Raw genomic sequence first — 25,160 nt, 5'->3', positions numbered from 1 at the left:
AATGGGCGGACGACCCCTCAATGGCTTTGGTTTGAAGGCGCCCCGTTATGCGCTACGATTCGACGATGGTCGACCGACAGGTGGGCCGAAACGCTGAGCTCTTCGCACAGTCCGTCGCTGAGCTGGACTCGCGCGAGGAGCGATACCCGTATCTCCGCATCCTCATTAGTCTCATCGACCAGGCCCATCCGGAGTGGCGGCAGGCCCCCAAGAAGGTGGAGCGGATTGCCGACCTTGCCCACGAACTGAGCGGCGGCCAACTCGACACCGAGGAGGTGGAGCAGGTGGTTCGGGTGCGGGACAAAGAAAAGGGGTACCGTTAGGACGTCCGCGGACCGGGGTAGAGGGAAGGCCGTCGGTGCCCCCCATCGACGGCGCCGCTACTCCGACACACGGTCGGGATTGGCGTCGACGAAGCTGGCCCATCCGGTGTAGGAGGCCCCGTCGTCGTGCGCGTCGCGGTTGCCGTGGCACAACGCAATGGCGAGGGCATCGGCGGTGTCGTGCGCGAAGGTCTGCTCCCCGGCGGACAGGATCGACTCGATCATAAACCCGACCTGCTTCTTGGAGGCGTTGCCGTTGCCCGTCACGGACTTTTTGACCTCCTTCGGGGTGTACTGGGCCACGGGCAGGTCGCGGTTGAGGGCCGCCATCATCGCGGCGGCCTGGGCCCGCCCCAGCTTCAGCATGGACTGGGGATTTTGGCCGTACACCGGCATCTCGACCGCAAATTCGTCGGGGCCGTGCGCGTCGATGACGTCGACGAGCGCGTCGTAGATCTGCTTCAGGCGGGTGGGATGGTCGTCGGTGTCCGCGAGGCGAATGGTGTCGGCGGCCACGAGGCGCTCGTCGCCGCCGGAGGGGGCGACGAGGCCGTAGCCGGTGGCGCGGGAGCCGGGGTCGACGCCGAGAATAATCATCGGTCTGCACAGTGGGAGGGAAGAAGGGCGGATCCCCAAGATGGCCCGCGCCGGGGTCAATGTCCAGCGGGGAGGGCCACGTCCACGCCGAGCGCCAGCGGGGTGCCGTCGATCTCCAGGGTGGTGTAGACGGACGTCACGTCCCGGAGGCCGTTGATCTTCTCGATCAGGCCCCGCACCGCGTCGCGCTCGTTGGGGGCCAGCGCAACGGTCGTCGCCGGCGCGCGCACGAGGGCGTTCGCCTCCACGGGAAGGCCGGCCTCGTCGAGGGCCTCGCCCACGTCGGCAAAGGCATCCCGGTCGGTGGTGACGACGTACGCCCCGTCGGTCTCGTCGACCTCCTCCGCGCCGGCCTCCACGGCGACCTCGAAGAGCGTCATCTCGTCCGTGGCGTCGGCGGCAATCTCGAAGCGCCCCTTTTGCTCGAACAGGTACGCGACGGACCCGTCCTTGCCCAGGTTGCCGCCGTGGTCGGAGAACAGGTTGCGGAGGTCTTTTACGGTACGATTGATGTTCTCCGTCTCCCCCTCCACGAAGACGGCCACCCCGTGGGGGGCGTAGCCTTCGTAGGTCACCTTCTCGCGGCCCTCCTCCTCCAGCTCCCCCGTGCCCCGCTTGATGGCCCGCTCAATCGTGTCCTTCGCCATGTCCTCCTCCCGGGCCCGCTCTAGGGCCTGCGAGAGGGCCACATTGGCGTCCGGGTCGCCGCCGCCCTCCCGGGCGGCCTTCTCAATCTCCTGCGACAGCCGGGCCCAGACCTTCGACTTGCGCCGGTCGTCCTTTTGCTTCTTGCGTTTTACCTTTGCCCACTTGCGCGTGTGTCCGGCCATGGAGGAGCAGATGGCAATGAGAAGAACGAACGTGTCGTGATGGCGTGTCCCCCCAACGGAGAGCAACGACGGGAGTTGTCTCCGCCCGCACTCCCCAACCGCGAGGCCCAACTGCCATGAGCCCCATGACGAACGAGCCGGAGAACGGACCGATCGTCTTCCTCGTTCCCGACATCCACGACCTGCAGACCGGCGGCAACGTGTTCAACCGGCGGATGGTGGCGGGCCTCCGGCCCGAGACGTCCGTTCGGGTACAGACGTGGGCCCCGGACACACGTCCGGCCCCGGGGCTGAACCGGCCGGGCGCGAGCCTCATCGTGGTGGACAGCCTCCTGGCGCGCCATCCGGACGCGCTGCGGGCCGTTCGGGAGCGCACCGCGACGCCCCTGATTCTGCTCGTGCACTACCTGCGCTGCATCGATCCCCACGCCCCGGACTCGGACGGCGTTGCGGATGAGCGTGCAACCCTGGACGTGGTGGACGGGGCCGTGACGACGAGCCGGTACGTGAAGCAGGCCCTCGTGGGGGAGGGGCCGCCCGCAGAGCGGGTCCGGGTCGTCCGGCCGGGCCTTGGCGAGCGGTACCGCGGGGCCCTCCCCGACCGGCCGGGGCGCGGCAGGCCGCGAATGCTCACGGTGGCCAACCTGCTTCCCGAAAAGGGCCTCCAGTCGTTCGTGGACGTGCTCCGTGCCCTGCGAGATCGGCCGTGGACGTGGACGCTGGTCGGGGACGCCACGCTCGATCCGGCCTATGCCGCAGGCCTCTTCCGGCGGCTCCGGGCGGCGGGGCTCGCCGACCGGGTGACGTGGACCGGGCCGATCGCGCCCGAGGCGCTCCGCACGCAGTACGACCGGGCAGGCCTGTTCGTGCTCCCGTCCCGCTTCGAGACGTGCAGCCTGTCGACCCGCGAGGCGATGGCCCGCGGCCTGCCGGTGGTGGGGCATCGTGTGGGGGGCATGCCGGAGAACGCCGGGGACGCACCGGTGGGCGCCCTCGTGCCGCCGGACGGCCCGCAGCCGCTCCGGGCCGCGCTGCGGTCGCTTCTCACCGACCCGATGGCGCGGGCGCACAGGGGACAGGCGGCGTGGCGCCGCAGTCGCGACTTTCCGACGTGGACGGAGGCGGCGGCTCAGTTCCGGACGGCCCTCGCCACCCTGCGGACGCGGGCCGTGGGGACGGCCCCCTAGGACCCGGCTACGGCACCAGGAGGGACGGCGGCACCCCGCGGGGCCGCAGCGGCGGGAGGGCGGCCGTGTCCGCCGGCGCGGCACCCCGGTCGTGGGCGGCCAGCAGGCGGACGAGAAACGAGTACAGGCCCTCCTGGCGAAGCGTTGGGCTCTCGGGGGTGGGGAGGAGGCCCTCCGTAAACCCATGCCGGCGGGCGTGCGCGACCAGTGTCGAGTCGGTGCTCAGCACGTGGAGGGGAACGGTGCGGTTCGCCGAGTCGATTAGGGGCGGCTGGTGGTCGCCGAGCAGGAGCACGAGGCTGCCGGGCGGGGCCTTCTCGACCAGGTACTCGCGGAGGACGCGCAGCTCGTGGGCCACATGGCGGAGGTAGCGCAGCGGCGTGGGCTGGTCGTAGATGGTGGGGGCGGTGATGGAGTCCGGTAGAAAGACCGGGGGAAACGACTCCGCGTTGGGATGGGGGGAGCGGGTGGCCTCCGTTTGCTCGTTGAATCGGGCCCAGTCGTCGAGGTAGGGCGGCAGGCCGTAGTTCCAGAGCGAGTGCGAGTCGACGGTTTCGAAGAACAGGAAAAACGGATCGGGGGACGGGGTCAGATGCGTCTCGTGGGTGTGGTGGAGGCTGTACTGGTCGGGGGCGTCCGCGAGGCCGTAGGAGGGGCCCCGGTAGTTGAGGTCGTCCCGGTAGGTGGGAACGTCGAAGTCGTAGAGGTTGCGAACGGGGAGGCCGGGACGCTCGAAGGTAAAGGGCTGGAGGGCCACGGTGCGGTAGCCCTGCCCGTCGAGAAAGCGGACGAGATGAGGGACCGTGCGGGTCGAGTCGTCCGCGGCGGCCTGGAACTGGTTGAAGAGCAGCTGGTGGCCCACCCGTGTGCCGGTCAACAGGGAGGCGATGGACAGCCACGACCGCCCGCCCCGCACGGGAATGTCGCTCCGGGCGGTGGCCCGGTGCCAGCCGTTCGCGGCAAAGACCGAGTCGGTGCGCCGCATGAGGGCACGGTACGGGGCGCGAAGCGACGGGTGCGCGTTGAGGGTCGATCCGTACGACTCCACCATGAGAAGGTAAATGGACGGGCGCCGGTTGAGGGCGAGGGTGTCGTAGGCCGCGTAGGCGGAATCGACCGGGGCCGTCCGCATCGAGTCGAGCATCGTTTGGAGGCGCAGCGAGGCCCGGGCGTTGGCCACGGCGCGAGCGGTCGTCGTGCGCACTCGGGTCCGCTCGCCGGACGACTGGTACGTCATGTTCACGGAGCCGAGCTCCAGGGCCGGCCCCACCACGGCGACGAGGGGCCAGGCCGCGAGGTGCACGGCCAGCAGGGCCGCCCGGCAGCCCCCATACCGGCGAGCGCCAGGACGGCGAGGACGCCCACGCGCCACGACCAGAGGTCGAGCAGAAGATAGCTCAGGTTGTCCACGTACTGCAGGTCCTCGTAGAGGATGCCGCTGCGGCGTGTGGCGACGTACACCGTCGCGTCGTACACTTCGTAGAGCAGCAGCAGGCCGAGCCCGAGCCCCGCCCCGAGGCGGGCCGCGCGGGCCCACCGCGTCCGGTGGGCGTAGACGACGGCCGTCCCGAGCACCAGGACCTCCACGCAGAGGGGAAAGTACGGACTTCGGGGGCGCGGCGTCGCGAGGGCCGGAAGGAACGGAAGCAGTGTGAGCAGGCCCCACGCCCCGATGAACGAGCCCCAGACCCGACCGGGGGCGGAGACCGAGGTGTGCCAGCGAGTCGACATGGCGTGATCACTCCGGAGGAGAACGGCGAACCCGAATCGGCGTGCCCCCCCTCTCCGATCAGGGTTCCCTCAACACCCACTGCGGAGCAACGATCCCCCAGAGCGACCGCCCGAACGACACGAGCAAGGCCGCCGTGGCCACGGCCACGAGCGGGCGTGACAGGCCCGGAGGCAGAAGGAACGATACGAGAAGCGCCCCGACCGTGGCCCCGAACACGTACCGGGCGAGGGACGAACGGGATTCGGTCTTCCGGGGCGTCGGAAGGAGAAAGAGCACCACTACGAACCCGTAGCGCAGCAGGCCGGCGCCCACAATCCAGAGCGGGAGGACGTCCCGGAACGCCGCGAGGCCACAGAGCAGAAGCAGAAAGAGGGCGTCGGTCTCTTTGTCGAAGAACGCCCCGAACGACGAGGAGAGATGATACCGACGGGCCAGCCATCCGTCGAGGCCGTCGAGGCCCAAAAAGAGGAGGCTCAGCACGACGAGGGGCCACGGGCCGACGGACGCTGCGGGGGCGAGCAGGCCCAGTAGGCCCACCCGAAGTGCCGTCACGCCATTGGCCACGCCGAATGTGCCGTGGGGGGTCCACCGGGCCCGTTCGATGCCCACAAGTCCCCCAAGCATCGCCACGCCCACGATCAGAATTGGATCGAGGGCCCGGAGCCACACGGCGCCCACGGCCGCGAGAAGCACGGCAACGGCGTTGACGAGCGACCAGCGCTCGATGCGCGTCGTAGACCGGAGGCGTGTCGCAAAGGAGGGCACGAAGGCAAACACCGATGGACATGTTGCACTGGGCAACAACACACGCCGCCCGTCCCCGACGGATTCCTCCTCTACACAATTGTAACGGCTACGGGCAGGCCACGCGAGCAGCGGGAACGACAAAGGTTCAGTGAACATCTTACTTAACCCTTAGAGACTGTGGATGCCGGTCGCTGCATCCGGCCCGGCGCAATACATACAGTGTCATGCGTAGTTCCTCCCGTTCCCCTTGGCGCCGACTCTTGGGAGCCGCGTCCGTCGGTGCGAGGCACCTCTTGTGTGGCCTGCTCGGGGGAATGCTTCTGTGCCTGTGCACGGCCCCTTCCTCCGCGTGGGCCCAGCTCGACATTCCGGAGGTGCAGGGCCTCTCCGGCACGCCCCAGGTCGAAGCAGGGGTTGAGTTGCTCCGCAGGGGGCAGCCCGCGGACGCGGCCGCCCTCCTGCGGTCGGCACTGGACGCTGACTCCGCGCTTGTCTCCCCGGCCCACGGCGCCGCCGCGTACTGGTTGGGCAGGGCCTATCAGCAGGCCGACCAGCCGGGGAAGGCGCGGTCGGCGTGGCGCACAGGGCTCCGGACGCTCTGGAACGTTGGACGGTTCGACGCCCGTCTCGCCGATGCGTACCTGCGTGGCCTCACCCCCGAGCAGCTTCGGGGCGAGCGGCTCTACGCGGTGGACGCCTACCGGTCCCTTCTCGGCCGGGTCGGCACCGACACGTCGGAGGCCATGCGGTCCCTCTCGCGCCGGCGGGTGGCGCAGATGGCCCCCCTCATGGCCGACTCCGCACTGGCCCGCGTGATTCAGCAGGATCGCTCCACGGCCCCTGCGGAATGGACCTTCGAACCCGACGCCGGGGCGGCCCTCGTGGAGTGGTGGCGCGGGCTCGATCCCCTTCCGGCCACCGACGCGAACGAGCGCCTGGAGGAGCACCTCACCCGCCTCGTTCGGGTGCGTCAGAACTTCGCATGTGCCGAGCGGGTCAGTGCGCTCGACGACCGGGGGCTCGTGCACCTCCGGCTTGGAAGCCCCTACAAGCAGCGATCCCTCAACTACGAGGACGGCGAGTTCTTCAAGGAGGTCTACCGCTTCGGGGTGAACGTCCCCCCGTCCAGCTTCCCAAAGAGCGAGATCTGGCTCTACACCCACATCGACGAGTCCGGCTTCTACCTGTTCGCCGAGGACAACACGTCGGATTGCTTCCGGCAGGCGAAGGCCAACGAGCTCATGCCGCGGTACCTGACCCGGCAGCGCGCAGACACGGAGCGGGGACTCAACATTGCCTACTCGGCCCTCATGGCCATGCGGGCCATCTACCGGGAGTTGGCCCTGTTCCATATCAACTTCAGCACGCGATACTCGAAGATCGCCAACTACGCGAGCTGGCAAGAGATGCAGGCGACGGCCGCGAGGGCGGCCGAACGCTCCGGCGGTGGGTCCGGCTCGGCCGGCCAGCGGTCGGCGAAAGTGGGAGCGGGCGTCGGGCAGACCCGGCGGGTCTTCTCGAATTCGTCGATGGGCTACGACTACCCGACCCGGTTCGTCGCCCGCATGGTGACGCGGGCCGAGCGCGAAGACCGAGAGGCCGTGGAGCGGCGCGAGGAGGCGATGCCTCGTCAGCAGACCGCCCTGCTCGATGAGACCGCACGGCTGCCCGTATCGGTGCGGACGGCGCGGTTCCTCGATCCGGACGGCACGACCCGGACGGAGGTCTACTGGGGCGTGCCGGCCGATCGGCTGCGGCTGGGCGAGGCCGGCGCCCCCGCGTCGTCCCTGATCGCCGTCTCGGCGGCGCAGTACGACGACGAGCACCGGCTGCTGCAGCGGACGCGCGGTCGGTATCCGGTGGAGGCACAGACGGGCACGGACACACGGATGATTGTGCCCTCGCCCCTCACCCTGGAGGGGGCGACGGGCCGCTACCGCCTCGGCCTGCAGTGGGGGCAGTACCAGCTGTGGACGTCCGACTCGCCGTCCGAGGGGAAACGGATGGGGCCGAAGCGACGGGTGGCCACCGCCCGTGTCGACTCGCTGGAGCCGCTCCGCGCCGAGGGCCCAGGGGTCGAGATGAGTGACGTGAAGGTGCTCACGCTGCCCGACACGAGTGCGCAGTCCCTGGCCCCTCCCACCGAGCAGGCCACGCCGTACCCGTTCCGCACCCTCACCGAAGAGACCCCCCTCCTGCTCTCCTTCGAGCTGTACCACCTCGCCTACGGCGCCGACGACCGAACCCGGTACTCGATCGCCTACGAGGCGGAGGGGGAAACGAGGCGCGGCTGGACGGAACTCTTCCGCGGCACCGACACGCAACGCACCAGCACCGAGATGACGATGGCGGGCACCGACCGCCGCACGACGGAGGCGATCCTACTCGACCTGTCCGGGATTCAGCGGGACGAGCCGCAGGACGTGCGGGTTACCGTTCGCGTGACCGACGAGGTCACAGGGGCGACCGTCTCGCGGGACGTCGAGTTCGTGCTCCGGCCGCGCGCGGCGGAGGGGACGCAGTGACGACGGGATCGGCAAGAATCTGTTGGGCCCAGTGGGCCGTATAGAAGACAAACTATCTTCCTATCCCTTCATTCGCGATGGCTGATGCAGACCCCGACACGTCCGCTTCCTCCTCAGGCCGGGCCGCTCCCGGCGACGCGCGTCCCGACTGGGCGGGCTTCTGGCGGGTGCGCCGCTGGGACGGGGCGGCGCCGGGCGTGCCCACGTACTACGCCGCCACGCCCCACTCCTGGGAGGTCGTAAAGCACGGCACGGGCCCCGAGCCGCACGTCGCGTCCCACCCCATTCTTGGGGTCGACGGGGACACGATCGTCCTCAAGGACGAGGGGGCCGCCGACGAGGACGCCGAGCGGTGGCACGTGGAGGTCGACGGAGACACGCTCCGCGTAACGGCGCGCACGGGGCCTCACGCGGGGGCCGTGGGGGTGGCCGCCCGAATGGCGACGGACCCGCGTGAGATGGAGGGCGACGTCTCGGAGGGATAGGCGCGTGCACACCTCCAAGTCGGGCGCCTCAACCTCGTCGGCCCCACCGCACGAGCCCCACCGCACGAGCCCCACCGCACGAGCCCCACCGTTTGTGGCGAACGCCACACCCACCTATGCTTGATCGGCTGCTCGGCCGCGTCCACGACACGAAGCACGCCGCGCCCATTCTGCGCGGCTATCTCTGGTGGGGCCTCCTCCTTCGTGCCGTGCTTCTTCTGGCCTTGGGGACACTGCTGGTCGTGGAGGGCAACGTGCTGGCGGAGTGGCTACTGACGGTGCGCCCGCCCGCCCTGCCGCAGGAGGACGTAGAGGAGCTGACCGCCGCGTCGTACACGGTGATCGTAGTGCTCCTGATGGTCGGGACCGGGGCGCGCTGGCAACTTCTTCGTCGACTCGAAGCCGCGGAGGCGGTTCCCGAATCGGCGCCGTCCTCGGGCGAGGGGGCCCCGCCCCTTGGCCGATGAACGGCCCCGCGACGAGAAAGAAGGGGCCGAGGAGGTAGCGGGACGTAGGGCACGCCCGTGCTCCTCAGTAGACCCTGCATGGCTAATACCCAATCACGTAGCCGTCCTTTCGCATCTCCGTGCCGCCCCAGTAGACCTCCTCCTCCGGGTCCCAGCGGATCGCCTGGTAGCCCCCGTAGCCGCCCGCCCCCACGCTTACGCTGTGCCCCCGGCCGCGGAGCGCGTTTACCACGTCCTCCGACACGCCGCTCTCCACGCGGAGCGTCCCGCGCCCGTCCATGGCCTCCCCCGTCGGCGAGCTGCTGCCGTAGTGGCGGTAGCGCGCCGCGTCACCGGCCGCCTGCACGTTGAGGCCAAAGTCGACGATGTTGCTGAGCACCTGCACGTGGCCCTGCGGCTGCATCCCGCCCCCCATGACGCCGAAGCTCAGGAACGGCTCGCCGTCCTTCGTGGCGAAGGCCGGGATGATGGTGTGGAAGGGGCGTTTGCCCGGCTCGTAGACGTTGGGGTGGCCCTGCTCCATCGTGAAGAGGGCACCGCGGTCCTGGAGCATGAAGCCGAGGCCGTCGGGCACGAGTCCGCTGCCCATCCCGGCGTAGTTGCTCTGAATGAGCGAGACCATCATGCCGCTCGAATCCGCGACCGTCAGGTAGATCGTGTCGCCGTTGTTGAGGCGCTCGCGCATGGCCGGGTCTAGGCCAGCGGTCGTCACCGAGCGGGGATTTCCGGCGTCCGGGGCGGACAGCACCTCGTCCATCTCGATCTGTTGCCGCCGTTGCGCGCCGTACTCCTCGGAGATGAGCTGCTGCACCGGCACGTCGGCGAAATCGGGATCGGCGTAGAAACGGGCCCGGTCCTCAAAGGCCAGCTTCTTGGCCTCGGCCTGCACGTGGAGGTAGTCGGTGGAGTTGTGGCCCATGCTCGCCACGTCGTAGCCCTTCAGGATCTGAAGCATCTGCAGCGCGGCGATGCCCTGGCCGTTGGGCGGCAGCTCGAAGACCTCCACGCCGCGGTAGTCGACCGAGACCGGGTCGACCCAGTTGGCCTCGTGCTGACGCAAGTCCTCCATGCGCAGGTAGCCGCCGGTGCGCTTGGCGTAGTCGGCGATGGTCTGGGCGATCTCCCCCTCGTAGAAGGCCTCCGTGCCGTTCTCGGCGATCGTCTCCAGCGTACTGGCGAGGTCCGGATTGCGGAAGACCTCCCCCTCCTCCGGCGCCCGCATCTGGCCGTCGTCCCCCTCAATGAGGTAGGTTTCCTTCCAGTTCTCGCTGTCCGGCAGCATGTCGCTGTTCTCGCGGAAGCTCTCCACGTTGCCCTGCCAGTAGTAGGCGATCACCTGCGAGAGCGGAAAGCCGTCCCGGGCGTACTCGATGGCGGGGGCCAGGTCTTCGCGGAGGGGCAGCGCCCCAAACCGCTCGTGCAGCTTGCCCCACCCACTGGCGGTGCCGGGCACGCTCACCGGCAGGTGGCCGAGCAGCGGAATCTGGTCGCGGTCGCCCAGTTCGCCTTGCAGGTCCTCGTAGGAGAGGCCCTGTGGGGAACGGCCGCTGGCGTTTAGGCCGTACGTCGAGTCCGTCTCCGGGTCGTAGACGATGGCGAAGAGGTCGCCCCCGAGCCCGTTGCCGGTCGGCTCCATGAGGCCGAGTGCCGCGTTGGCGGCGATGGCCGCGTCGACGGCGCTGCCCCCCTGCTTCAAGATGTCGACCGCGATCTGGGAGGCGAGGGGCTGGCTGGTGGCGGCCATGCCGTGCTGGGCCGTCACCGGGCTGCGGGCGAAGTCCGGCCCCGTGAGGCGGTCGCCCCCGCCGTCGCCGTTCTGGGCGAGCGCCGGCGGGGCGGCGAGGAGAAGGGCACAGAGCAAAAGCGAAAACGGCGAGAGGCGGCGCATAGGACGAGGAGCGCAGGTGCGGTAGGTTGGTGGACTCGTAACATAGGGACTAGAGCGCAAAGCGAAAACGGAGCCCACCCCTCCGGGGTCGTCGCTGAGCGCCAGACACATTCCGCTGTGGTTCCGGCGGCCCCCGCGTCGACGCTCTTCGTAGAGACAACCCCGGCTGAATGGGGGCGCCGAAGCGCTCGGGCCGTGCGTGCGCATGCGGCGGCACCACAGATTCACGATCGGGGGACACCAGGGGGCCGTGTTGACGGGCGGTCCGCTACCGCACGCGGAGGCGCTGGCCGGGCTGCAGGGCAGCGGTCCCGTCGTTGAGCCTGCGAAGCTGTTGCACCGACACCCCGTGCCGGCGGGCGATTTCAGAAAGGGTGTCTCCGCGCCGAACGGTGTGGTAGGCCGTGCCGGCGGAGGACGGGTCGGCGCTGGTCACCGGGCGGCCGTCCACGGTCACCTCGTTCGTGACCGCGCGGACGGCATCCAGGGCCGCAGCCACGCGCTCGGCCTCGCGGTACTGCTCGCGGGTGTCGACGTCGCCGCGCAGGGCGAGGCGCCCCCGCACAGCCGACGGGGAGAAGTCGAAGCGCCGAAGGGTTCGGTGCCGGGCGAGGGCCTGCTTGGCCCGGGCCGCCACGCTCGCGTCCGCCAGTCGCTGCGACACCGATCGGGACGCTGTGTCGGTGGGGGAGGACGGCGTCACCGACGGCCGTTGTGGAGACCGGTCCTCCGGGGCCCCGGGCGCAGCTGCTGCGGCCGTCGTGTCCGGCCGGGAGGAGCGCGAGGAGCCCGGCGTGCAGGCGGACGCGAGACTGGCACCGAGGGCGAGGGCCCCGAGAAGAAAAAGAAGCGAGCGGGCAGACATCGGCACGCAACAAAGAGAGACGTTACGCTTCCACGGGCTGCCGGTTGGCGTCGGCGCGTGGGGCCTCGGCCGCGCCGTGCTCGCTGAGCCACCGCTCGGCGTCGATGGCGGCCTTGCAGCCGGTCCCCGCCGCCGTCACGGCCTGTCGGTACGTGCTGTCCTGGGCATCGCCACAGGCGAAGACGCCCGGCACGTCGGTGTAGGTGGACGCGCCCTCGGTCTGGACGTAGCCGGTCTCGTCCATCTGGACCCAGCCCTCGAACGGCCCGGTGTTGGGCGTGTGGCCGATGGCGAGGAAAAAGCCGGTCACGTCGTCCATGACGTGCGTCTGGCCGGTCTCGTTGTTGATCACCTCGATGCCCTCGACCGCGTTCTCGCCGAGTACGTCGATGACCTCCGTATTCCAGACGAACTCGATCTTGTCGTTCTCGAAGGCCCGCTGCTGCATGATCTCCGAGGCGCGCAGCTCCTCCCGCCGGTGGAGCACGTAGACCTTCTCGGCAAACTTCGTGAGGAAGGTCGACTCCTCCATGGCGCTGTCGCCGCCGCCGACCACGGCCACCGTCTCCCCGCGGAAGAAGGAGCCGTCGCAGGTTGCGCAGGCGCTTACGCCCTTCCCGATGAGGCGCTGCTCGTTCTCCAGCCCCAGGTACCGGGCCGATGCGCCGGTCGAGATGATGGCGGTCTGGGCGTAGACCGGGGTTTCCCCGTCAATCAGGAGCCGGAACGGGCGCTCCCGGAAGTCCACGTGCGTGACGGTCCCGTAGCGGGATTCGGTCCCGAACCGCTCGGCCTGGTCCTGGAAGCGGTCCATCATCTCCGGCCCCATGAGCCCCTCGGGGAAGCCGGGGTAGTTCTCCACGTCGGTCGTCGTGGTAAGCTGGCCGCCGGGCTCCGGACCCATAAAAATGAGCGGATTCAGGTCGGCCCGTGCCGTGTAGAGCGCCGCCGTCCAGCCGGCCGGGCCGGTCCCGATCACGACGACGTCTCGCATTTCGGCCTCCGAAAAGTCGACGTCCTCGAACGCCGCAAGGTCTGGATGCTGGTGTCCATTCGTCTGATTTCCGTTCGTGAGGGCTCCGTTCTCGTGCATGGGGGGATCGTTGAGTGAGGGAGCGTTGGGTGGGCGAATGGAGCGGGCACGCGCCGAATGCTCCCGGAGGATGTCTGGAAGAATGCATTCGGCCCGTGCCGCCTGCCATTCGAAGTAGAGGGGCGTCCAGGGCGAAGCCCGACCCGTGCGAAGTCCCCACGGGCGGCGCTGCGCTCAGCCTGGCGCCTGGCATAGCGCCTGGCGTGGCGCTACGCCGGCTGGCCGAGGAGGGCCTCCAGGTTCTCCTTCAGGGGCTGCTTGCCGGCGGCGCCGACAACCTGCTCCTTTGCCTCTCCGTCCTTGAAGAACAGGAGGGTCGGGATGGACCGCACGCCGTACTCCTGGGCGGTCTGCGGGTTTTCGTCGACGTCGACCTTGCCGATCTTAGCCTGGCCCTCGTACTCGTCGGCCAGCTCCTCAACGATCGGGGCGATCTGGCGGCAGGGGCCGCACCAGGTCGCCCAAAAGTCCACGAGCACCGGCTGGTCGGCGCCGATGACTTCGTCCTCGAAGTTGTCGTCGGTCAGGGTAATCACATTGGCACTCTCGGCCATAATGGGAGCGGTCGTTCTGTGGGGAAGAGAATGAGCGTCTCAACACACTTTTGCCTATATCGCCGACGCCCCCTAGCAGTTTCTCGCTGCGGGGGCGACGCCGACGCGGTCAATGTGTGTTAGCACAAAGAGGGTGCCACGTCGGACAGGCAAGGCTATGGCGGAGCATTTCCCGGTTGCGTTACAGGACGGGGCCCAAGCGCCCCGGCGTTGTGCCCAACTGACAGGGGGAGAGCCTGCAATCCCGGCGGGCGTCACGTCACGGCGTCAGGGAGGGCCGCTTCGTACGGGGCGGCCAGGGCAGCCGGCGAGGCGTCGAGGACGGGCTCGTCGCCCACGGTGAGGCGAAGGGGGCCGGTCGTGACGGCCCCGAGGCGACGGGCCCGCACGCCGTCGTGGTTCGTGAGGGCCGCGTGGAGGGCAGGAGCGTCGTCCGGCCGCACGGAGACCACCACGCGCGACTGCGCCTCCCCGAAGAGGGCCGCGTCGAGGCGGTCGGCCGCCGGAAGGGTGGCCTCCAGCCCGAGCCCGTCGCTGTGAATGACGGACTCGGCCAGGCACACGGCCAGTCCCCCGTCGGACACGTCGTGGGCGTGCTGCACGAGCTCGTCCCGAATGAGCGCCTGCGTGGCGGACTGCACGGCGACCTCCTCGTCCAGATCGAGGTGGGGGGCGTCGCCGGCCGTGCGGTCGTGGACCGACGACAGGTACTCGCTGCCGTCCGTCCGCTCGGGGTGACACCAGTCGCTCGGGGTGAGCAGGAACAGCGCGTCGCCCTCGTTTTGCAGCGCCGCCGCGGTGGGCTGGGTGTCGATGTCGTCCACCACGCCCAGCATGCCGATGGTGGGGGTGGGGTAGATGGCGCCCTCCGGGTGCTCGTTGTAGAGCGACACGTTGCCGCCCGTCACCGGCGTGCCGAGGGCCCGGCCGGCGTCCCCCATCCCCTCGATGGCCTTCGCGAAGGCCCAGTAGGCCTCCGGGTTGTGCGGGTTGCCGAAGTTGCAGCAATTGGTGAGGGCCACCGGCGTGCCGCCGGCGCAGGTCACGTTGCGCGCCGCCTCGGCGACCGCGATCTGGGCGCCGCGCCGGGGGTTGAGGTAGACGTAGCGGCCGTTGCCGTCCGTCTTCACGGCGAGGCCCTTGCCGGTGCCCTTCAGGCGCACCACCGCGGCGTCGCTGGCCCCCGGGCCCACGACCGTGTTCGTACGGACCATCGTGTCGTACTGCTCGTGGACCCAGCGCTTCGAGGCGATATTGGGGCTGCCGAGGAGTGTCGTGAGGGTGTCTTTCACCTCCGTCGGGGCGAGGTCCGGCACGTCATTCGTGTCGAACGCGCGCGTCTCCGCCAGGTAGGCGGGGCGTTCGGTGTCGCGCTCGTAGACGGGCACGTCATCGCCCGCCACGTGGGCCGGATCGAGCGTGGCGACCTCCTCGCCGTCCCAGTAGGCGCGGACCCGGCCCGTATCGGTGACCGTGCCGATGCGCTGGGCGTTCAGGTCCCACTTGCCGTAGATCTCCGCGAGGGCCTCTTCGTCGCCCGGGGCGCAGACCACGAGCATCCGCTCCTGGCTCTCCGACAGCATGATCTCGTAGGGCGTCATGCCCGTTTCGCGGGTCGGCACGCGGTCGAGGTGCAGGTCCATCCCCGTGCCCCCGGAGGCGCTCATCTCGAAGGCCGAGCTCGTGATGCCCGCGGCCCCCATGTCCTGGATGCCCTCGACGACCCCCTCGCGGATCGCTTCGAGCGTGGCCTCCAGGAGGAGCTTCTCGGTAAACGGGTCGCCCACCTGCACGCTGGGGCGGTCCTCCTCGCTGTCCTCGTCGATCTCGGCGGAGGCGAAGGTGGCCCCGTGGATGCCGTCGCGGCCCGTGGAGGCGCCGACGAGCACCACGTGGTGCCCCGGCGTCTCGGCCGCGGCCTGCGCCGTGCGGTCGGTGTCCACCACCCCCACGCTCATGGCGTTGACGAGCGGGTTGCCCTCGTAGGCGTCCTCGAAGTAGACCTCCCCCCCCACCGTGGGCACGCCGAACGAGTTGCCGTAGTCGCCGATGCCGCGCACCACGCCGTCGAGCAGGTAGCGAACGCGGGATTTCTCAAGCGAGCCGAACCGCAGCGAGTCGAGCGCGCAGATGGGGCGGGCGCCCATCGTGAAGATGTCGCGGTGGATGCCGCCCACGCCGGTGGCCGCGCCCTCGTACGGCTCGACGGCGGAGGGGTGGTTGTGCGACTCGATCTTGAACGCGACGGCCTTCCCGTCGCCCACGTCCACGAGGCCCGCGTTCTCCTCCCCCACCTCGGCCAGCAGCTGGTCCCCCTCCGTGGGAAGGGTCTTGAGCAGGGCGGTCGAGTTTTTGTAGGAGCAGTGCTCGCTCCACATCACCGAGTAGATGCCGAGCTCCGTGAAGGTGGGCGTCCGCCCGAGCCGGTCCCGGATTTCGTCGTACTCGTCGTCGGTGAGGCCGTGGTCGAGGGCGAGATCCCGGTCGACCTCGGGGGGCTGAGGAAGCGTGTCGGGCATGGGGTGTGGGCGTTGAGGGTCAGTGGGTTGAGCGTTGGGCGTTTGGTGGGGGGGCTTCGGCCCGGTGTGGAGTCCCCGGTTCAGGGTTCGGTCGTGGGTATGAGGGGCCGGGGGGATGGATCCTAGATTCGTGGGGAATTGGGAGGGCCGGCTGCATCCCGGTGGAGACGGCACGATGTGCTCACGAGGAGTCCTTGGCGACCCGCGCCTCGATGCGCGGGTCGAGCCTGAGCGGAGCGGAGTCGTCCACCTCCACGGCAGCGTCGAACTCGAGATGGGCGGGGCTGAGGATGTAATTGTGCGCCTCGGTGGGGAAGAGGGCGGACGGCACCTGCAGGGCGGGCGAGTGCTCCAAGTCGGGCCAGTCGGTCCCGACGTCCTGTGACGCCGCGGTGGGCGGCCGCTGGTCCCAGCCGTCGGCCAGATCCGCGAGAGGCGGCCCCTGAACGGCCTCGTCGTCAAGATGGGCCGGGACGCAGACCATCCCCCGGAGCCGCTGCACGTCGTTAACGGCCACGATCTTCTCCAGGGTTGCAAGGGCGAGCGATTCCGCCGCGTTCCGAATGCGCGTCTTCGGCGTCGTTGCGGTGGGTCACACGAGCGATTCGACGAGGGGCCACTGGAAGTAGAAGGGGCGTACCAGAGAAGCGTGGATGGGGCTCCTCCGAGATGTGCTACAGCACAAATCCGTGCTGCACGCCGAGCAGGAGGTCTCGCCCCATGGTGGCCCCCGGATCGGTCTCGGCCATGTCCATCGGCGTGTCGTCGTCCAGCGCCCGGTTCGGTTCCTGCATCCACGCCGCGGCATCCTCGAGACTGCAACGTTTCGGCGGCCAGGGCCAGGAGGCGGGTGTAGCGTACGGCCCGCTCCGCTTCGGGCACGCCGAGCTCCTTGTCCTGATTTCGGTGGCGGGAGTACGTGCTCCGGGACCGACCGATGAGGCGTGCCGCCTGCGCGCCGGTGAGGCCCAGAAGCTCCTGGAGGCGCACCACGAGGGCAACAGAAATACCCTGTCGGATCTTGACGTTCGCGGTGGCATCGTCCCAGTTCGCCACCCGGCGTACCCAGTCGTCCTCCGTCTTCGGCGGGGCGGACTGCTGTGTTGTCGGAGACAGGGATCCGTAGACCCGAATTCAACTCGGCGGCCAGGTTCAAAAACATCAACATCTATGTAAACACGCAGAAATACGTTTATTCGAGGGTCATTCCGAGCGACCGACGACCGGAGGGAAAAGCGAGTCGACGAATCTTGCTGGGTCCAGCGCGAACGCTGATTTGGGCATATACCGGCCCGAAGGTCGCTTCTGCTGATCTTCGAAGAGATTGATTTCATCAGTCGCTTCGCTCGTGTCTCGACTTCGCTTCGCTGCGCTCGGAATGACTTGTTGGGAAGGGTCTTTTGCGTGTCTACTTGGTGTCATTTGGACACGGTGCAGACCGTATCGGTTTTGCATTTGGACCTGCGGAAAAAGAGGAAGAGGGAAGGGAATCCAGAGATGTACGGCGGCACCTCGCCCGGCGGTCGGCGTAATTCACAGTCCGGGAGGTCCGACGCGGAGTGCGGCCTCGTCGCCGCGGCCCGTCGTCTGCCGCCGAGACGGGCCTTCCGGACGTCATTCGTGGCATGTCCATCTTCCGGTCTTTCCCGCATGACCTTCCTCACCGGTGTCCCCGGCTTCCTCGGCACCCGCCTTCTGCGGCGCCTCGCCGCGGCCGCCCCCGAGCGATCGTTTCTGCTGCTCGTCCAGCCGAAGTTTGAGGACCGCACGCACACGCTGCTCGCCGACGGGGGCCTGGCCGACCGGGCCACGGTGCTGCCCGGCGACATCACCGAACCGGATCTCGGCCTCGGGGCGCACTACGACGCGGTGGCCGACCGGATCACGCGGGCGGTGCACCTCGCCGCCGTGTACGACCTCACCATTCCCCGGGAGGTGGGCTGGCAGGTCAACGTGGAGGGCACGCGGCACGTGCTCGACCTGCTCGCGCAGAGCCCCAACCTGGAGCGCTTCGGCTACGTCAGCTCCGCCTACGTGTCGGGCGGGCGCACCGGCACGATCCGCGAGGATGAACTGGTCCACGAGGCCGGGTTCAAGAATTTCTACGAGGAGACGAAGTACCACGCTGAGGTCCTAGTGCAGGACCGCATGGACGCGATCCCGACCCTTGTCTTCCGCCCGGGCATCGTGGTGGGCGACTCCGAGACGGGCGAGACGGACAAGTTCGACGGCGTGTACTTCGTGCTGAACGCGCTGCGCAGGCTGCCGCGGTACACGCCCATGACCCGCATAGGCTCGGGGACCGAGCCGGTGAACCTGGTGCCGGTCGACTTCGTGGTCGACGCGATGGGGCACCTTTTGGGGACGGGGGGGCACGCCGGCACGGTCTTTCACCTCACCGACCCGCGGCCGCTCACGGCGCAGGCCATCATGGAGCTGCTCGCCGACCTGCTGGACAAGCGGGTGGCGTACGTGCCGGTGCCCCCCGCCCTGGCCCGGGCAATGATGAAGACGGGCGTGGGGCAGGCACTCGGCCTTGCGCCGGAGCTCATCGATTACTTCGACCACCCGTCTCACTACGACGCGTCAAACACGCGGGCGGCCCTCGACGGAACGGGGATCGCCTGTCCCTTTCTCCCGGACTACGCCCCGGCGATGGTGGCGTACGCCCGGCGCCACGACGCCCGCTCGTCGGCGATGTACTGAGTGGCCCCGGCCGCCGCGGGGCGGACGGTTTTGCTTTTCAACGTTCCTTGTTACGTTCCACGGACGCATCGCCCTCCCCGCATTGGCACATCCGAGAACGCATGTCCGACGCCGCCGCCTCTCCGTCCTCGTCCCGTCGCACCTTTCTGAAGCAGGCGGCCCTTGCCGGCGCCGGGGCGGCCGCCCTGCCCCGGGCCGCCTCGGGAGCCCCGCCGTTGTTCGACGCCGGGGCCGACGGCGGGCCGCTGGTGGTCGCGAGCGACAACGGCGCGCCGGCCGCCGAGCGGGCCCTGGCCGTGATGGCCGACGCGGGGGAGGCGCTGGACGCCGTGATCGAGGGCGTCAGCATCGTCGAGCGCGACCCCGACGACATCACGGTGGGGTACGGCGGCATCCCCAACGCCGACGGCACCGTGCAGCTGGAGGCGGGCGTGGTGGAGGGCAAGACGCACCGGGCGGGGGCGGTGGCGGTGCTGGAGGACATCCCGGTCCCCTCGCAGGTGGCGCGCCTGGTCATGGAGCGGACCGACCACGTCCGTCTGGTGGGAAAAGGCGCGAAAGAGTTTGCCAAGATGCATGGATTCGAGACGCAGGACCTCCTCACCGATCGGGCCCGCCGGATCTGGGTGGAGTGGAAGGAAACCCTGTCGCAGGAGGACAACTACCTGCCGCCCGACAGCCTCAAGGACCCGGCGCTGGGGGCCAAGGTGCGCGAGGTGCAGCGCCACTACGGCACCATCCACTGCTCGGCCCTCGCCCCCAACGGCAACGTCGGCTCCGTCACGACCACCAGCGGCCTGTTCTACAAGATTCCGGGCCGGGTGGCGGACACGTCGGTCGTGGGGGCGGGCCTTTACGCCGACAACGACGTGGGGGCGGCGGGCTCCACCGGCCGCGGGGAGGCCAATCTCAAAAACCTGTCGAGCTACCTCATCGTGGAGCGGATGCGGGACGGCGACACGCCCGAGGAGGCGTGTCTGTTTGCCTGTCGTCGCATCGCGGAGAACACCCAGGTGCCCCGGCTCCTCAACGCCCAAGGCGAACCGAACTTCGGCGTCCGGTTCTACGCGCTGCGAACGGACGGGGCGTTCGGCGGGGCGCAGATGCGGGGCTCCGGCCAGATGATCGTCGGGGACGCCGACGGGGTCCGCCGGGTCGAGATCCCAGGGCTCTTCGACGACGAATAGCGGCCTACCAGTTTGAGGTCGCCGTGCTAAAGATGTCGTCGGCCACGTTTTCGAGCGCGTTCTGGGCGGCCTGCCGCTCCCCATCGAGGCCCGCCTCGATGGGGTTGTAGTTGGCGGCGCCGCTGAACGTCTGATTTAGGAGCTCCTCGTCCTTCGTCTGGTCGACGTAGCGCACCTGCACCCGGATGGTGACCTGGTTCGTCGTGGCGCGCTCGTCGCCACTGACGCCGGTGGGCTCGTTCGTGTAGCGCTGGATGCGGGCCCGGAGCAGGGCGTCTGCGCCCGCATCGTCGGTCGTCAGGGAGAGGCGCGTGCGGTCGACGAAGCGGTCGGTGAGGAGGTCCGTCAGGTCGGCGCCAAGCCGGTTGACGGGGCTGGAGGTGTTGTTCGGGGCGATCGGCACCGAGATGGTTTCGAGGTTGGACGGAATGCTGGCCCCGCTGAAGCTGTAGACGGTGCAGCCGGAGAGGACGCTTGTTCCGATGAGAAGAAACAGGACGCACAGGAGGCGCCGGACCGTCGTGCCGGGGAGGCGCGGAGACGCGGGGGGGCGAGGACGCAGAAAAGGAAAGGAGGAGACGCGGGGGGAGGGAGACACGGAGAGGGTGCGTGATGTTTGGCAGGTGGTGAAGCTGCGCGGACTACTCACGGATCTTCCAATCCTTGGCGTTCGCGATCATGTGAACCAGTTGCCCGACAATTTGATCATACTGACGGTCCAGATCCTGCACCACGTCCGCTGTCAAATACTCACACCGATACGCAAACTCGATCCAAACACGGGTCTCTGCGGCCTCGCTTTCGGCGTCCCCCAGCTTCGACCGGAAGTAATCGACGGAGCGGCGCCGACGCCACGCCTCGGCAATGTTTGCACAAACTGATCGGGAAGACCGGCGCATCTGATCGACCATCGAGTAGGTCTCTGCCTTGGGAAACTCCTTCGTGATTTCAAAGATCTCCATTGCCCCGTTCATTGCGGCCTCGTACACCTCGAGATCCCGAAAGCTCCGAATATTTGCCATGGCAGAGCGTAGTGCAGAAAAACTCCGCGTCCCCGCGTGCCAAGGTCCCCGCGGCCCCCATCCCTACAGGTCCTCGTCGATGTCCTTCAGCTTGCGGTAGAGGGTGCGCTCGCTGATGCCGAGGGCCTCGGCCGTTTTGCGGCGGTTGCCGTCAAACCGCTTCAGGGCGCGGCTGATGAGCTGCTTCTCGGACTCCTCAAGCGTGGGCAGCTCGCCGGGGTCCCCCGCGTCCGCTTCGGTCGGGCCCGCCTCGATTTCCGCTTCGGCCTCCGCGGAGGGCGGCGGGTCCGGCTCCGGCGCCGAGGGGCGATCGGTGCGGGGCCTCGTGGGCCGGGCGGGGCCGCTCTCCTCCACCTCGTAGATCACGTCCCGCATCATGGAGTCGACCTCGCCCCCGCCCCGCTGCTCGCGCTCGCGATGGGGAGGTGAGGTCGTCGGCCCGTCCTCGCTGTTCACGACCACGAAGTCGTCGTAGTCGCTCGGGAAGTCCCCCCGCTCGGCCACCTCGCGCGGCACCACGACGCCCACGTTCGACATCAGGGAGTCGATTCGCTCCTTCAAGTTGCGCATGTCCATGCGCATCTCCAGGATGGCGCGGTACAGCAGTTCACGCTGGCGGAGGTCGTCCTCGGTGCCGGCGCCCGCGCCCGGGTCCTGCGGCTCCGGCTCCACCCGCATCAGGTCCGTCGAGGCCGCCGCCTGCCCGAGGTCGCGGAGGAGGGGGTGCAGGTCGTCGGCCGACACCTCGTCGGTGCGCATCAGCACCGCCACCTGCTCGGCGATGTTGCGGAGCTCGCGCACGTTGCCCGGCCAGCGGTACGACTCCAGAAGCTCCTCCGCGTCCGCCGTGAGCTGCTTCCGCGACGAGCTGTACTCCTGCGAGAACTCGTGGAGGAACGTCTCGAAGATCGGCAGGATGTCGTCCGGCCGCTCCCGCAGCGGCGGAATGTCGATGAGGACCGTGCTCAGGCGGTAGTACAGGTCCTTTCGGAAATTGCCCTTCTGCACCTCCTCGGCGAGGTCCTTGTTCGTCGCCGCCACGATGCGGACGTCGACCTGTTGCTGCTGCGACGCCCCGACGCGGGTGAAGCGGCCCGTCTCGAGCACGCGCAGGAGGCGCACCTGCGCGTTTTTCGGCATCTCGCCGATCTCGTCGAGGAAGATGGTGCCGCCGTCGGCCTCCTCGAAGTAGCCGACGCGCTCCTCCACGGCCCCGGTATAGGCCCCCTTCTCCGCGCCGAACAGCTCGCTCTCGATGAGGCCCTCGGGAATGGCCCCGCAGTTGACCACCACCATCTGTTCGTGGCGGCGCATCGAGAGCTCGTGCAGCACCTGAGAGATGAGCTCCTTGCCGACGCCGCTCTCGCCCTGCAGCAGCACGGTAATGTCCGTGTCGGCCACCTGCCGGGCCTGGTCGATCACGTTCTTGATGACGTCGGACTCGCCGACGATGCCGAAGCGTTCCTGGATGGAGGCGCGGTCCATAGAGTCGGGGGGATCCAGCACGAAACAGCGACGCGGGGCGGCCGGCAGGCCGCGCACCACCCGGCCTGCCACTTTGTCATAAAAGACATATATCACACCCGCACAGGCCGGAAAGGATCCCGGCTCCGGCCGACGACCGGTTGAAGATGCCGTGACGCGAGGGGCACGGCCTGTTCGGTTCAGGAGAGGGGCGAAGCTACCGGTCGAGCACGACGCGCAGGCCCGTCACGCGGCGCGGGACGTCCGGTGCGGTCTCGGCCCTCGGGTCCTTCAGGGTGAGTGCCGAGGCGTTTTTGGGCTGGTGGCCGCCGCCGGTACGGGCCCACTCGGCCACGTTGCCGTCTACGTCGTAGACGAGAGGCCCGCCCCCGTTCGGGCCGTGGCCGGCCGGGCGGCTGCCCACGGGCATCAGGAGCGCGTCGGTGGGGGGCTGCACCAGGCGGTGCCGCAGGGCGCGGTACTCGTCCGGGTTGGGGGAGAAGCCCGCCCAGTACGCAGGCGTGTTCTCGGACGGTCCCGCGCGGGCCGCCTTTAGGGCCGCCAGCTCGTCCGCGGTGGGCAGGCGGTAGTCGCGGCCGGTCTGCCCGCGCAGCCACTCGACGTAGGCCTCCGCCCGTTCCCGGGTCACGTCGTTCGCAGGGTACGTGGCGGTCCCGGCCGGCACGTCGTAGTCCGGGTCGAAGGCCTGGAACTGCGCCCGCGTCACCTCGAAGCGGCCCGCGGTGAGCGTGTCGCCGAGCGTTACCGTTTCGGGGACGAGAGTGCCATTCACCCGCGTGCCGTAATGGCCGTCGGTGCGGGCGGGCGCCTCGGCGGTTTCGAGAAGCGAGAGCGGCGCGTCGTCGGCCAGCAGCCGCTCCGACACGCGCGCCTGCATCGAGGTCTCGCCGAAGAGGTACGTGTCGATCCACTTCAGGTCCTCCGCCACCTTGCGCCGCTGGTGCGAGAGCTCCCGCAGCCCGTGCGGCTCGCCGGGGTAGCTGAGGAAGCGGACCGGCGCGTTGCCGATCTGCTGGAGGGCGCGGTAGTACTCCCAGCCCTGCTCGTAGGGCACGGCCCGGTCCTCGGTGCCGTGGTGGATGAGGGTGGGCGTCTGCACCGTCGGCATCTCGAAGAGCGGGCTCTTCTGGATGTAGTGCTCGGTGTACGCCCAGGGGGCGCCCTTGAAGTAGGACCGGTCGAAGCGCACGCCGAACGCGCAGTTGCCGTAGTCGGAGGTCCAGTTGACGTCGCCCGCGCCGGGCGCGGCCACTTGAAAGAGCTCGGGGTGTTCGATCGTGAGCTGCGTGGTGAGGATCGCGCCGTTGGACCAGCCCATTACGCCGAGGGAGTCTTTGTCCACCGTCCCTGCGGCCGCCAGGCTGTCGATGCCGCTGACGATGTCGGGCACTTCCAGCTCATAGTATTTGCCTTTGATCGACTCCACGAAGTCGAGCCCGTGGTGGCCGGAGCCGTGGTAGTTGGGGCGGAAGACGAACGCGCCGCGCTGGGCGAGGAGGGGCGCGTAGACCGTCCAGCCGAGGCTCCAGGCGTCGAGGTCCACCCCGCTGGGCCCGCCGTGAATGACGGTCATCATGGGGTAGGCCCGGTCCGGGTCGTAGTCGAGCGGGTAGTGCAGAATGCCGTTGACGGTCTCGCCGTTGGCGCCTTCCCATTCGATGACCTCGGCCCGCGGGATGGGCAGGTCGTCGAGGTTCTCGTTGAGCGTCGTGAGCGTCTCGTCGCGCTGGAGGGCACCGTCGCGGTAGGTGCCCACGCGGTAGGACGGCGGCGTGTCGGCGGTCGAGTGGCTAAACACGACCGTCTCGCCGTCCGGCCCCGCGGCAAACGCGGAGGCGTGGTGGAGCCGCTCGTCGGCGACGGCCTCCGGCGCCCACCCGTCGCTCGTTTTCCGGTAGAAGCGCGGCTCGAAGGTCGGGCCGTCCGCCAGCTGGACGTGCACCCCGCCGTCTACCACGGTGTACCCGCCGTAGCCGACGCCCTTGTCGCCCCAGTCGAGCGGGACCTCCCGGTAGTCGCGCGCACTCAGGTCGTAGTGGTAGAGCTTCGTGATGCCGGCGCCCTCGTGCTCGGGATCGGAGGAATACGAGTCGGTGGCGTAGAACCCGGAGCCGTCGGCGGTCCACTGGAAATTGGAGGGGTCGAAGTACTGCTCGTCGAAGATCTCGGTGGTCGCGCCCGTCTCCAGGTCGAGGAGAAACTGGTGCGGCTGGTTGCGGGCGTCGGCGTCGATCGGGGAGTCGTCGAGGCTGTAGACGATGTGCCGGCCGTCCGGCGACGGCGCAAACGCCCCGATCTGGTGGTCATTCTCCGTCACGCGGGTGACGTCGCCCGTCTCCACGTGCACCGTGAAGAGGCGCACCGGCCGGAAGAGCGTCGTGTCCTCAATGACGTCGGCGTCGTCCCCGGTCGCCTCCAGGTGATTTTCGTAGCGCGTGCTCGGCTCGCGGGCGGTGAAGAGGAGCCGGTCGTCGTCGAGCCAGCGCGCGTCCTGCACCCCGTGCTCGACCGAGGTAATGGCTTCGGGCGCCCCGCCCCGCGGGTCGAGCCGCCAGAGCTGCGTTCCGCTGCTCTCTTCACCTTCGGTCTCGCGGGACGACAAGAAGGCGATGTCCTCCCCGTCCGGGCTCCAGCGCGGGGCGCGGTTGTCGCCGGTGCGCGTGAGCTGAATCGTGGCCGTCGCGTCGCCGCCGTGCGGGTCGTTCCGGTAGGTCAGGTAGACGTCCGACTGCGTCGCGTCGGCCTCGGGGTCGGGCGTTTCCTTGACCCACAGCACGCGGTCGCCGTCCGGGCCGACGTTCACGCCGGTCAGCGACCGCTGCGTGAGAACATCGTCGATGCCCCAGGGGCTGCCCGTGGGCTGGCCGTAGAGGGGCGCGACCAACAGGGCGGCGAGCAGGGCGAAGAGGCAGGTGCGCATGGGGAGGCGAGGGACGGGAGACGAGCGT

At 69.1% G+C, this 25,160-nt stretch carries 23 protein-coding genes and 1 pseudogene; 7 read left to right on the top strand and 17 right to left on the bottom strand.

Annotation, left to right across the window (positions count from 1 at the left end):
- Positions 1-47: 47 nt before the first annotated feature.
- On the top strand, positions 48-323 hold the full coding sequence (locus OJA40_RS06995) for a hypothetical protein (protein ID WP_013062825.1): 276 nt from the start codon (positions 48-50) through the stop codon (positions 321-323).
- Positions 324-380: 57 nt separating this feature from the next.
- Here OJA40_RS06995 and ruvC read toward each other — a convergent pair whose 3' ends face one another.
- Together ruvC and OJA40_RS06985 are read right to left on the bottom strand one after the other, a co-directional pair.
- Entirely contained in the window at positions 381-920 is a 540-nt protein-coding gene (ruvC, locus tag OJA40_RS06990; protein WP_263808773.1) for a crossover junction endodeoxyribonuclease RuvC, read from the bottom strand.
- A gap of 56 nt (positions 921-976) precedes the next feature.
- Positions 977-1,750, bottom strand: a complete 774-nt coding sequence (locus OJA40_RS06985; RefSeq protein WP_263808772.1) for a YebC/PmpR family DNA-binding transcriptional regulator — start codon at positions 1,748-1,750, stop codon at positions 977-979.
- A gap of 116 nt (positions 1,751-1,866) precedes the next feature.
- Here OJA40_RS06985 and OJA40_RS06980 point away from each other — a divergent pair, with 116 nt between their 5' ends.
- Positions 1,867-2,937, top strand: coding sequence for a glycosyltransferase family 4 protein (locus OJA40_RS06980; RefSeq protein ID WP_263810206.1), 1,071 nt, complete (start codon positions 1,867-1,869; stop codon positions 2,935-2,937).
- A gap of 7 nt (positions 2,938-2,944) precedes the next feature.
- Here OJA40_RS06980 and OJA40_RS06975 read toward each other — a convergent pair whose 3' ends face one another.
- The 3 genes from OJA40_RS06975 to OJA40_RS06965 are packed head-to-tail and all read right to left on the bottom strand — an operon-like array spanning position 2,945 to position 5,434.
- On the bottom strand, positions 2,945-4,240 hold the full coding sequence (locus OJA40_RS06975; RefSeq protein WP_263810204.1) for an alkaline phosphatase family protein: 1,296 nt from the start codon (positions 4,238-4,240) through the stop codon (positions 2,945-2,947).
- Entirely contained in the window at positions 4,177-4,668 is a 492-nt protein-coding gene (locus OJA40_RS06970; protein WP_263810202.1) for a hypothetical protein, read from the bottom strand. Before OJA40_RS06970 ends, OJA40_RS06975 begins: the two co-directional genes overlap by 64 nt.
- A gap of 58 nt (positions 4,669-4,726) precedes the next feature.
- On the bottom strand, positions 4,727-5,434 hold the full coding sequence (locus OJA40_RS06965; RefSeq protein WP_263810200.1) for a CDP-alcohol phosphatidyltransferase family protein: 708 nt from the start codon (positions 5,432-5,434) through the stop codon (positions 4,727-4,729).
- Positions 5,435-5,730: 296 nt separating this feature from the next.
- Here OJA40_RS06965 and OJA40_RS06960 point away from each other — a divergent pair, with 296 nt between their 5' ends.
- The 3 genes from OJA40_RS06960 (at position 5,731) to OJA40_RS06950 (ending at position 8,893) form a co-directional block, all read left to right on the top strand.
- Positions 5,731-7,941, top strand: a complete 2,211-nt coding sequence (locus tag OJA40_RS06960) for a GWxTD domain-containing protein (protein WP_208427603.1) — start codon at positions 5,731-5,733, stop codon at positions 7,939-7,941.
- Between the two features lie 77 nt (positions 7,942-8,018).
- A complete protein-coding gene (locus tag OJA40_RS06955) occupies positions 8,019-8,426 on the top strand; it encodes a hypothetical protein (RefSeq protein ID WP_263810198.1) in 408 nt (135 codons plus the stop codon).
- Positions 8,427-8,542: 116 nt separating this feature from the next.
- Positions 8,543-8,893, top strand: a complete 351-nt coding sequence (locus tag OJA40_RS06950) for a hypothetical protein (protein ID WP_208427602.1) — start codon at positions 8,543-8,545, stop codon at positions 8,891-8,893.
- Between the two features lie 82 nt (positions 8,894-8,975).
- Here OJA40_RS06950 and ggt read toward each other — a convergent pair whose 3' ends face one another.
- From ggt to OJA40_RS15480, 8 genes and pseudogenes are all read right to left on the bottom strand, one after another.
- Positions 8,976-10,781 carry a gamma-glutamyltransferase gene (gene ggt / locus OJA40_RS06945; protein WP_263809243.1) on the bottom strand — a complete coding sequence of 602 codons (1,806 nt, stop codon included), beginning with the start codon at positions 10,779-10,781 and terminating at the stop codon, positions 8,976-8,978.
- A 268-nt stretch (positions 10,782-11,049) separates the two neighbouring features.
- Complete coding sequence (locus OJA40_RS06940) at positions 11,050-11,646, bottom strand: LysM peptidoglycan-binding domain-containing protein (protein ID WP_208427268.1); 597 nt, start codon at positions 11,644-11,646, stop codon at positions 11,050-11,052.
- A gap of 22 nt (positions 11,647-11,668) precedes the next feature.
- The gene (gene trxB, locus OJA40_RS06935; RefSeq protein ID WP_272506762.1) at positions 11,669-12,640 is read right to left on the bottom strand and encodes a thioredoxin-disulfide reductase; all 972 of its coding nucleotides are present in this window, start codon (positions 12,638-12,640) and stop codon (positions 11,669-11,671) included.
- A gap of 308 nt (positions 12,641-12,948) precedes the next feature.
- On the bottom strand, positions 12,949-13,293 hold the full coding sequence (gene trxA / locus OJA40_RS06930) for a thioredoxin (RefSeq protein WP_011405369.1): 345 nt from the start codon (positions 13,291-13,293) through the stop codon (positions 12,949-12,951).
- 254 nt (positions 13,294-13,547) lie between these two features.
- Complete coding sequence (gene purL / locus OJA40_RS06925) at positions 13,548-15,812, bottom strand: phosphoribosylformylglycinamidine synthase subunit PurL (RefSeq protein WP_208427266.1); 2,265 nt, start codon at positions 15,810-15,812, stop codon at positions 13,548-13,550.
- 181 nt (positions 15,813-15,993) lie between these two features.
- The gene (locus OJA40_RS06920; RefSeq protein ID WP_263809246.1) at positions 15,994-16,329 is read right to left on the bottom strand and encodes an RES family NAD+ phosphorylase; all 336 of its coding nucleotides are present in this window, start codon (positions 16,327-16,329) and stop codon (positions 15,994-15,996) included.
- 157 nt (positions 16,330-16,486) lie between these two features.
- The gene (locus OJA40_RS15485) at positions 16,487-16,606 is read right to left on the bottom strand and encodes an MbcA/ParS/Xre antitoxin family protein (RefSeq protein WP_263809247.1); all 120 of its coding nucleotides are present in this window, start codon (positions 16,604-16,606) and stop codon (positions 16,487-16,489) included.
- 118 nt (positions 16,607-16,724) lie between these two features.
- Positions 16,725-16,802: pseudogene (locus tag OJA40_RS15480) on the bottom strand (hypothetical protein); the annotation flags it as partial.
- Positions 16,803-17,462: 660 nt separating this feature from the next.
- Here OJA40_RS15480 and OJA40_RS06910 point away from each other — a divergent pair.
- Both OJA40_RS06910 and OJA40_RS06905 read left to right on the top strand, forming a co-directional pair.
- A complete protein-coding gene (locus tag OJA40_RS06910) occupies positions 17,463-18,518 on the top strand; it encodes an SDR family oxidoreductase (protein WP_263810195.1) in 1,056 nt (351 codons plus the stop codon).
- 101 nt (positions 18,519-18,619) lie between these two features.
- Positions 18,620-19,705, top strand: coding sequence for a glycosylasparaginase (locus OJA40_RS06905; RefSeq protein WP_263810193.1), 1,086 nt, complete (start codon positions 18,620-18,622; stop codon positions 19,703-19,705).
- 4 nt (positions 19,706-19,709) lie between these two features.
- Here the strand turns inward: OJA40_RS06905 and OJA40_RS06900 are convergent, their stop codons facing one another.
- The 4 genes from OJA40_RS06900 to OJA40_RS06885 form a co-directional block, all read right to left on the bottom strand.
- Complete coding sequence (locus tag OJA40_RS06900; protein WP_263809250.1) at positions 19,710-20,303, bottom strand: LptE family protein; 594 nt, start codon at positions 20,301-20,303, stop codon at positions 19,710-19,712.
- A gap of 43 nt (positions 20,304-20,346) precedes the next feature.
- On the bottom strand, positions 20,347-20,727 hold the full coding sequence (locus OJA40_RS06895) for a four helix bundle protein (protein ID WP_208427426.1): 381 nt from the start codon (positions 20,725-20,727) through the stop codon (positions 20,347-20,349).
- Positions 20,728-20,790: 63 nt separating this feature from the next.
- A complete protein-coding gene (locus OJA40_RS06890) occupies positions 20,791-22,212 on the bottom strand; it encodes a sigma-54 interaction domain-containing protein (protein WP_208427427.1) in 1,422 nt (473 codons plus the stop codon).
- A gap of 196 nt (positions 22,213-22,408) precedes the next feature.
- Positions 22,409-25,132, bottom strand: coding sequence for a prolyl oligopeptidase family serine peptidase (locus OJA40_RS06885; RefSeq protein ID WP_263810190.1), 2,724 nt, complete (start codon positions 25,130-25,132; stop codon positions 22,409-22,411).
- Between the last annotated feature and the right edge of the window lie 28 nt (positions 25,133-25,160).

Origin of the sequence: Salinibacter pepae, assembly GCF_947077775.1 — a bacterium.
Lineage (GTDB): Bacteria > Bacteroidota > Rhodothermia > Rhodothermales > Salinibacteraceae > Salinibacter > Salinibacter pepae.
The sequence above is the reverse complement of the archived record's forward strand: the minus strand, read 5'-3'. Positions and strand labels throughout refer to the sequence as shown.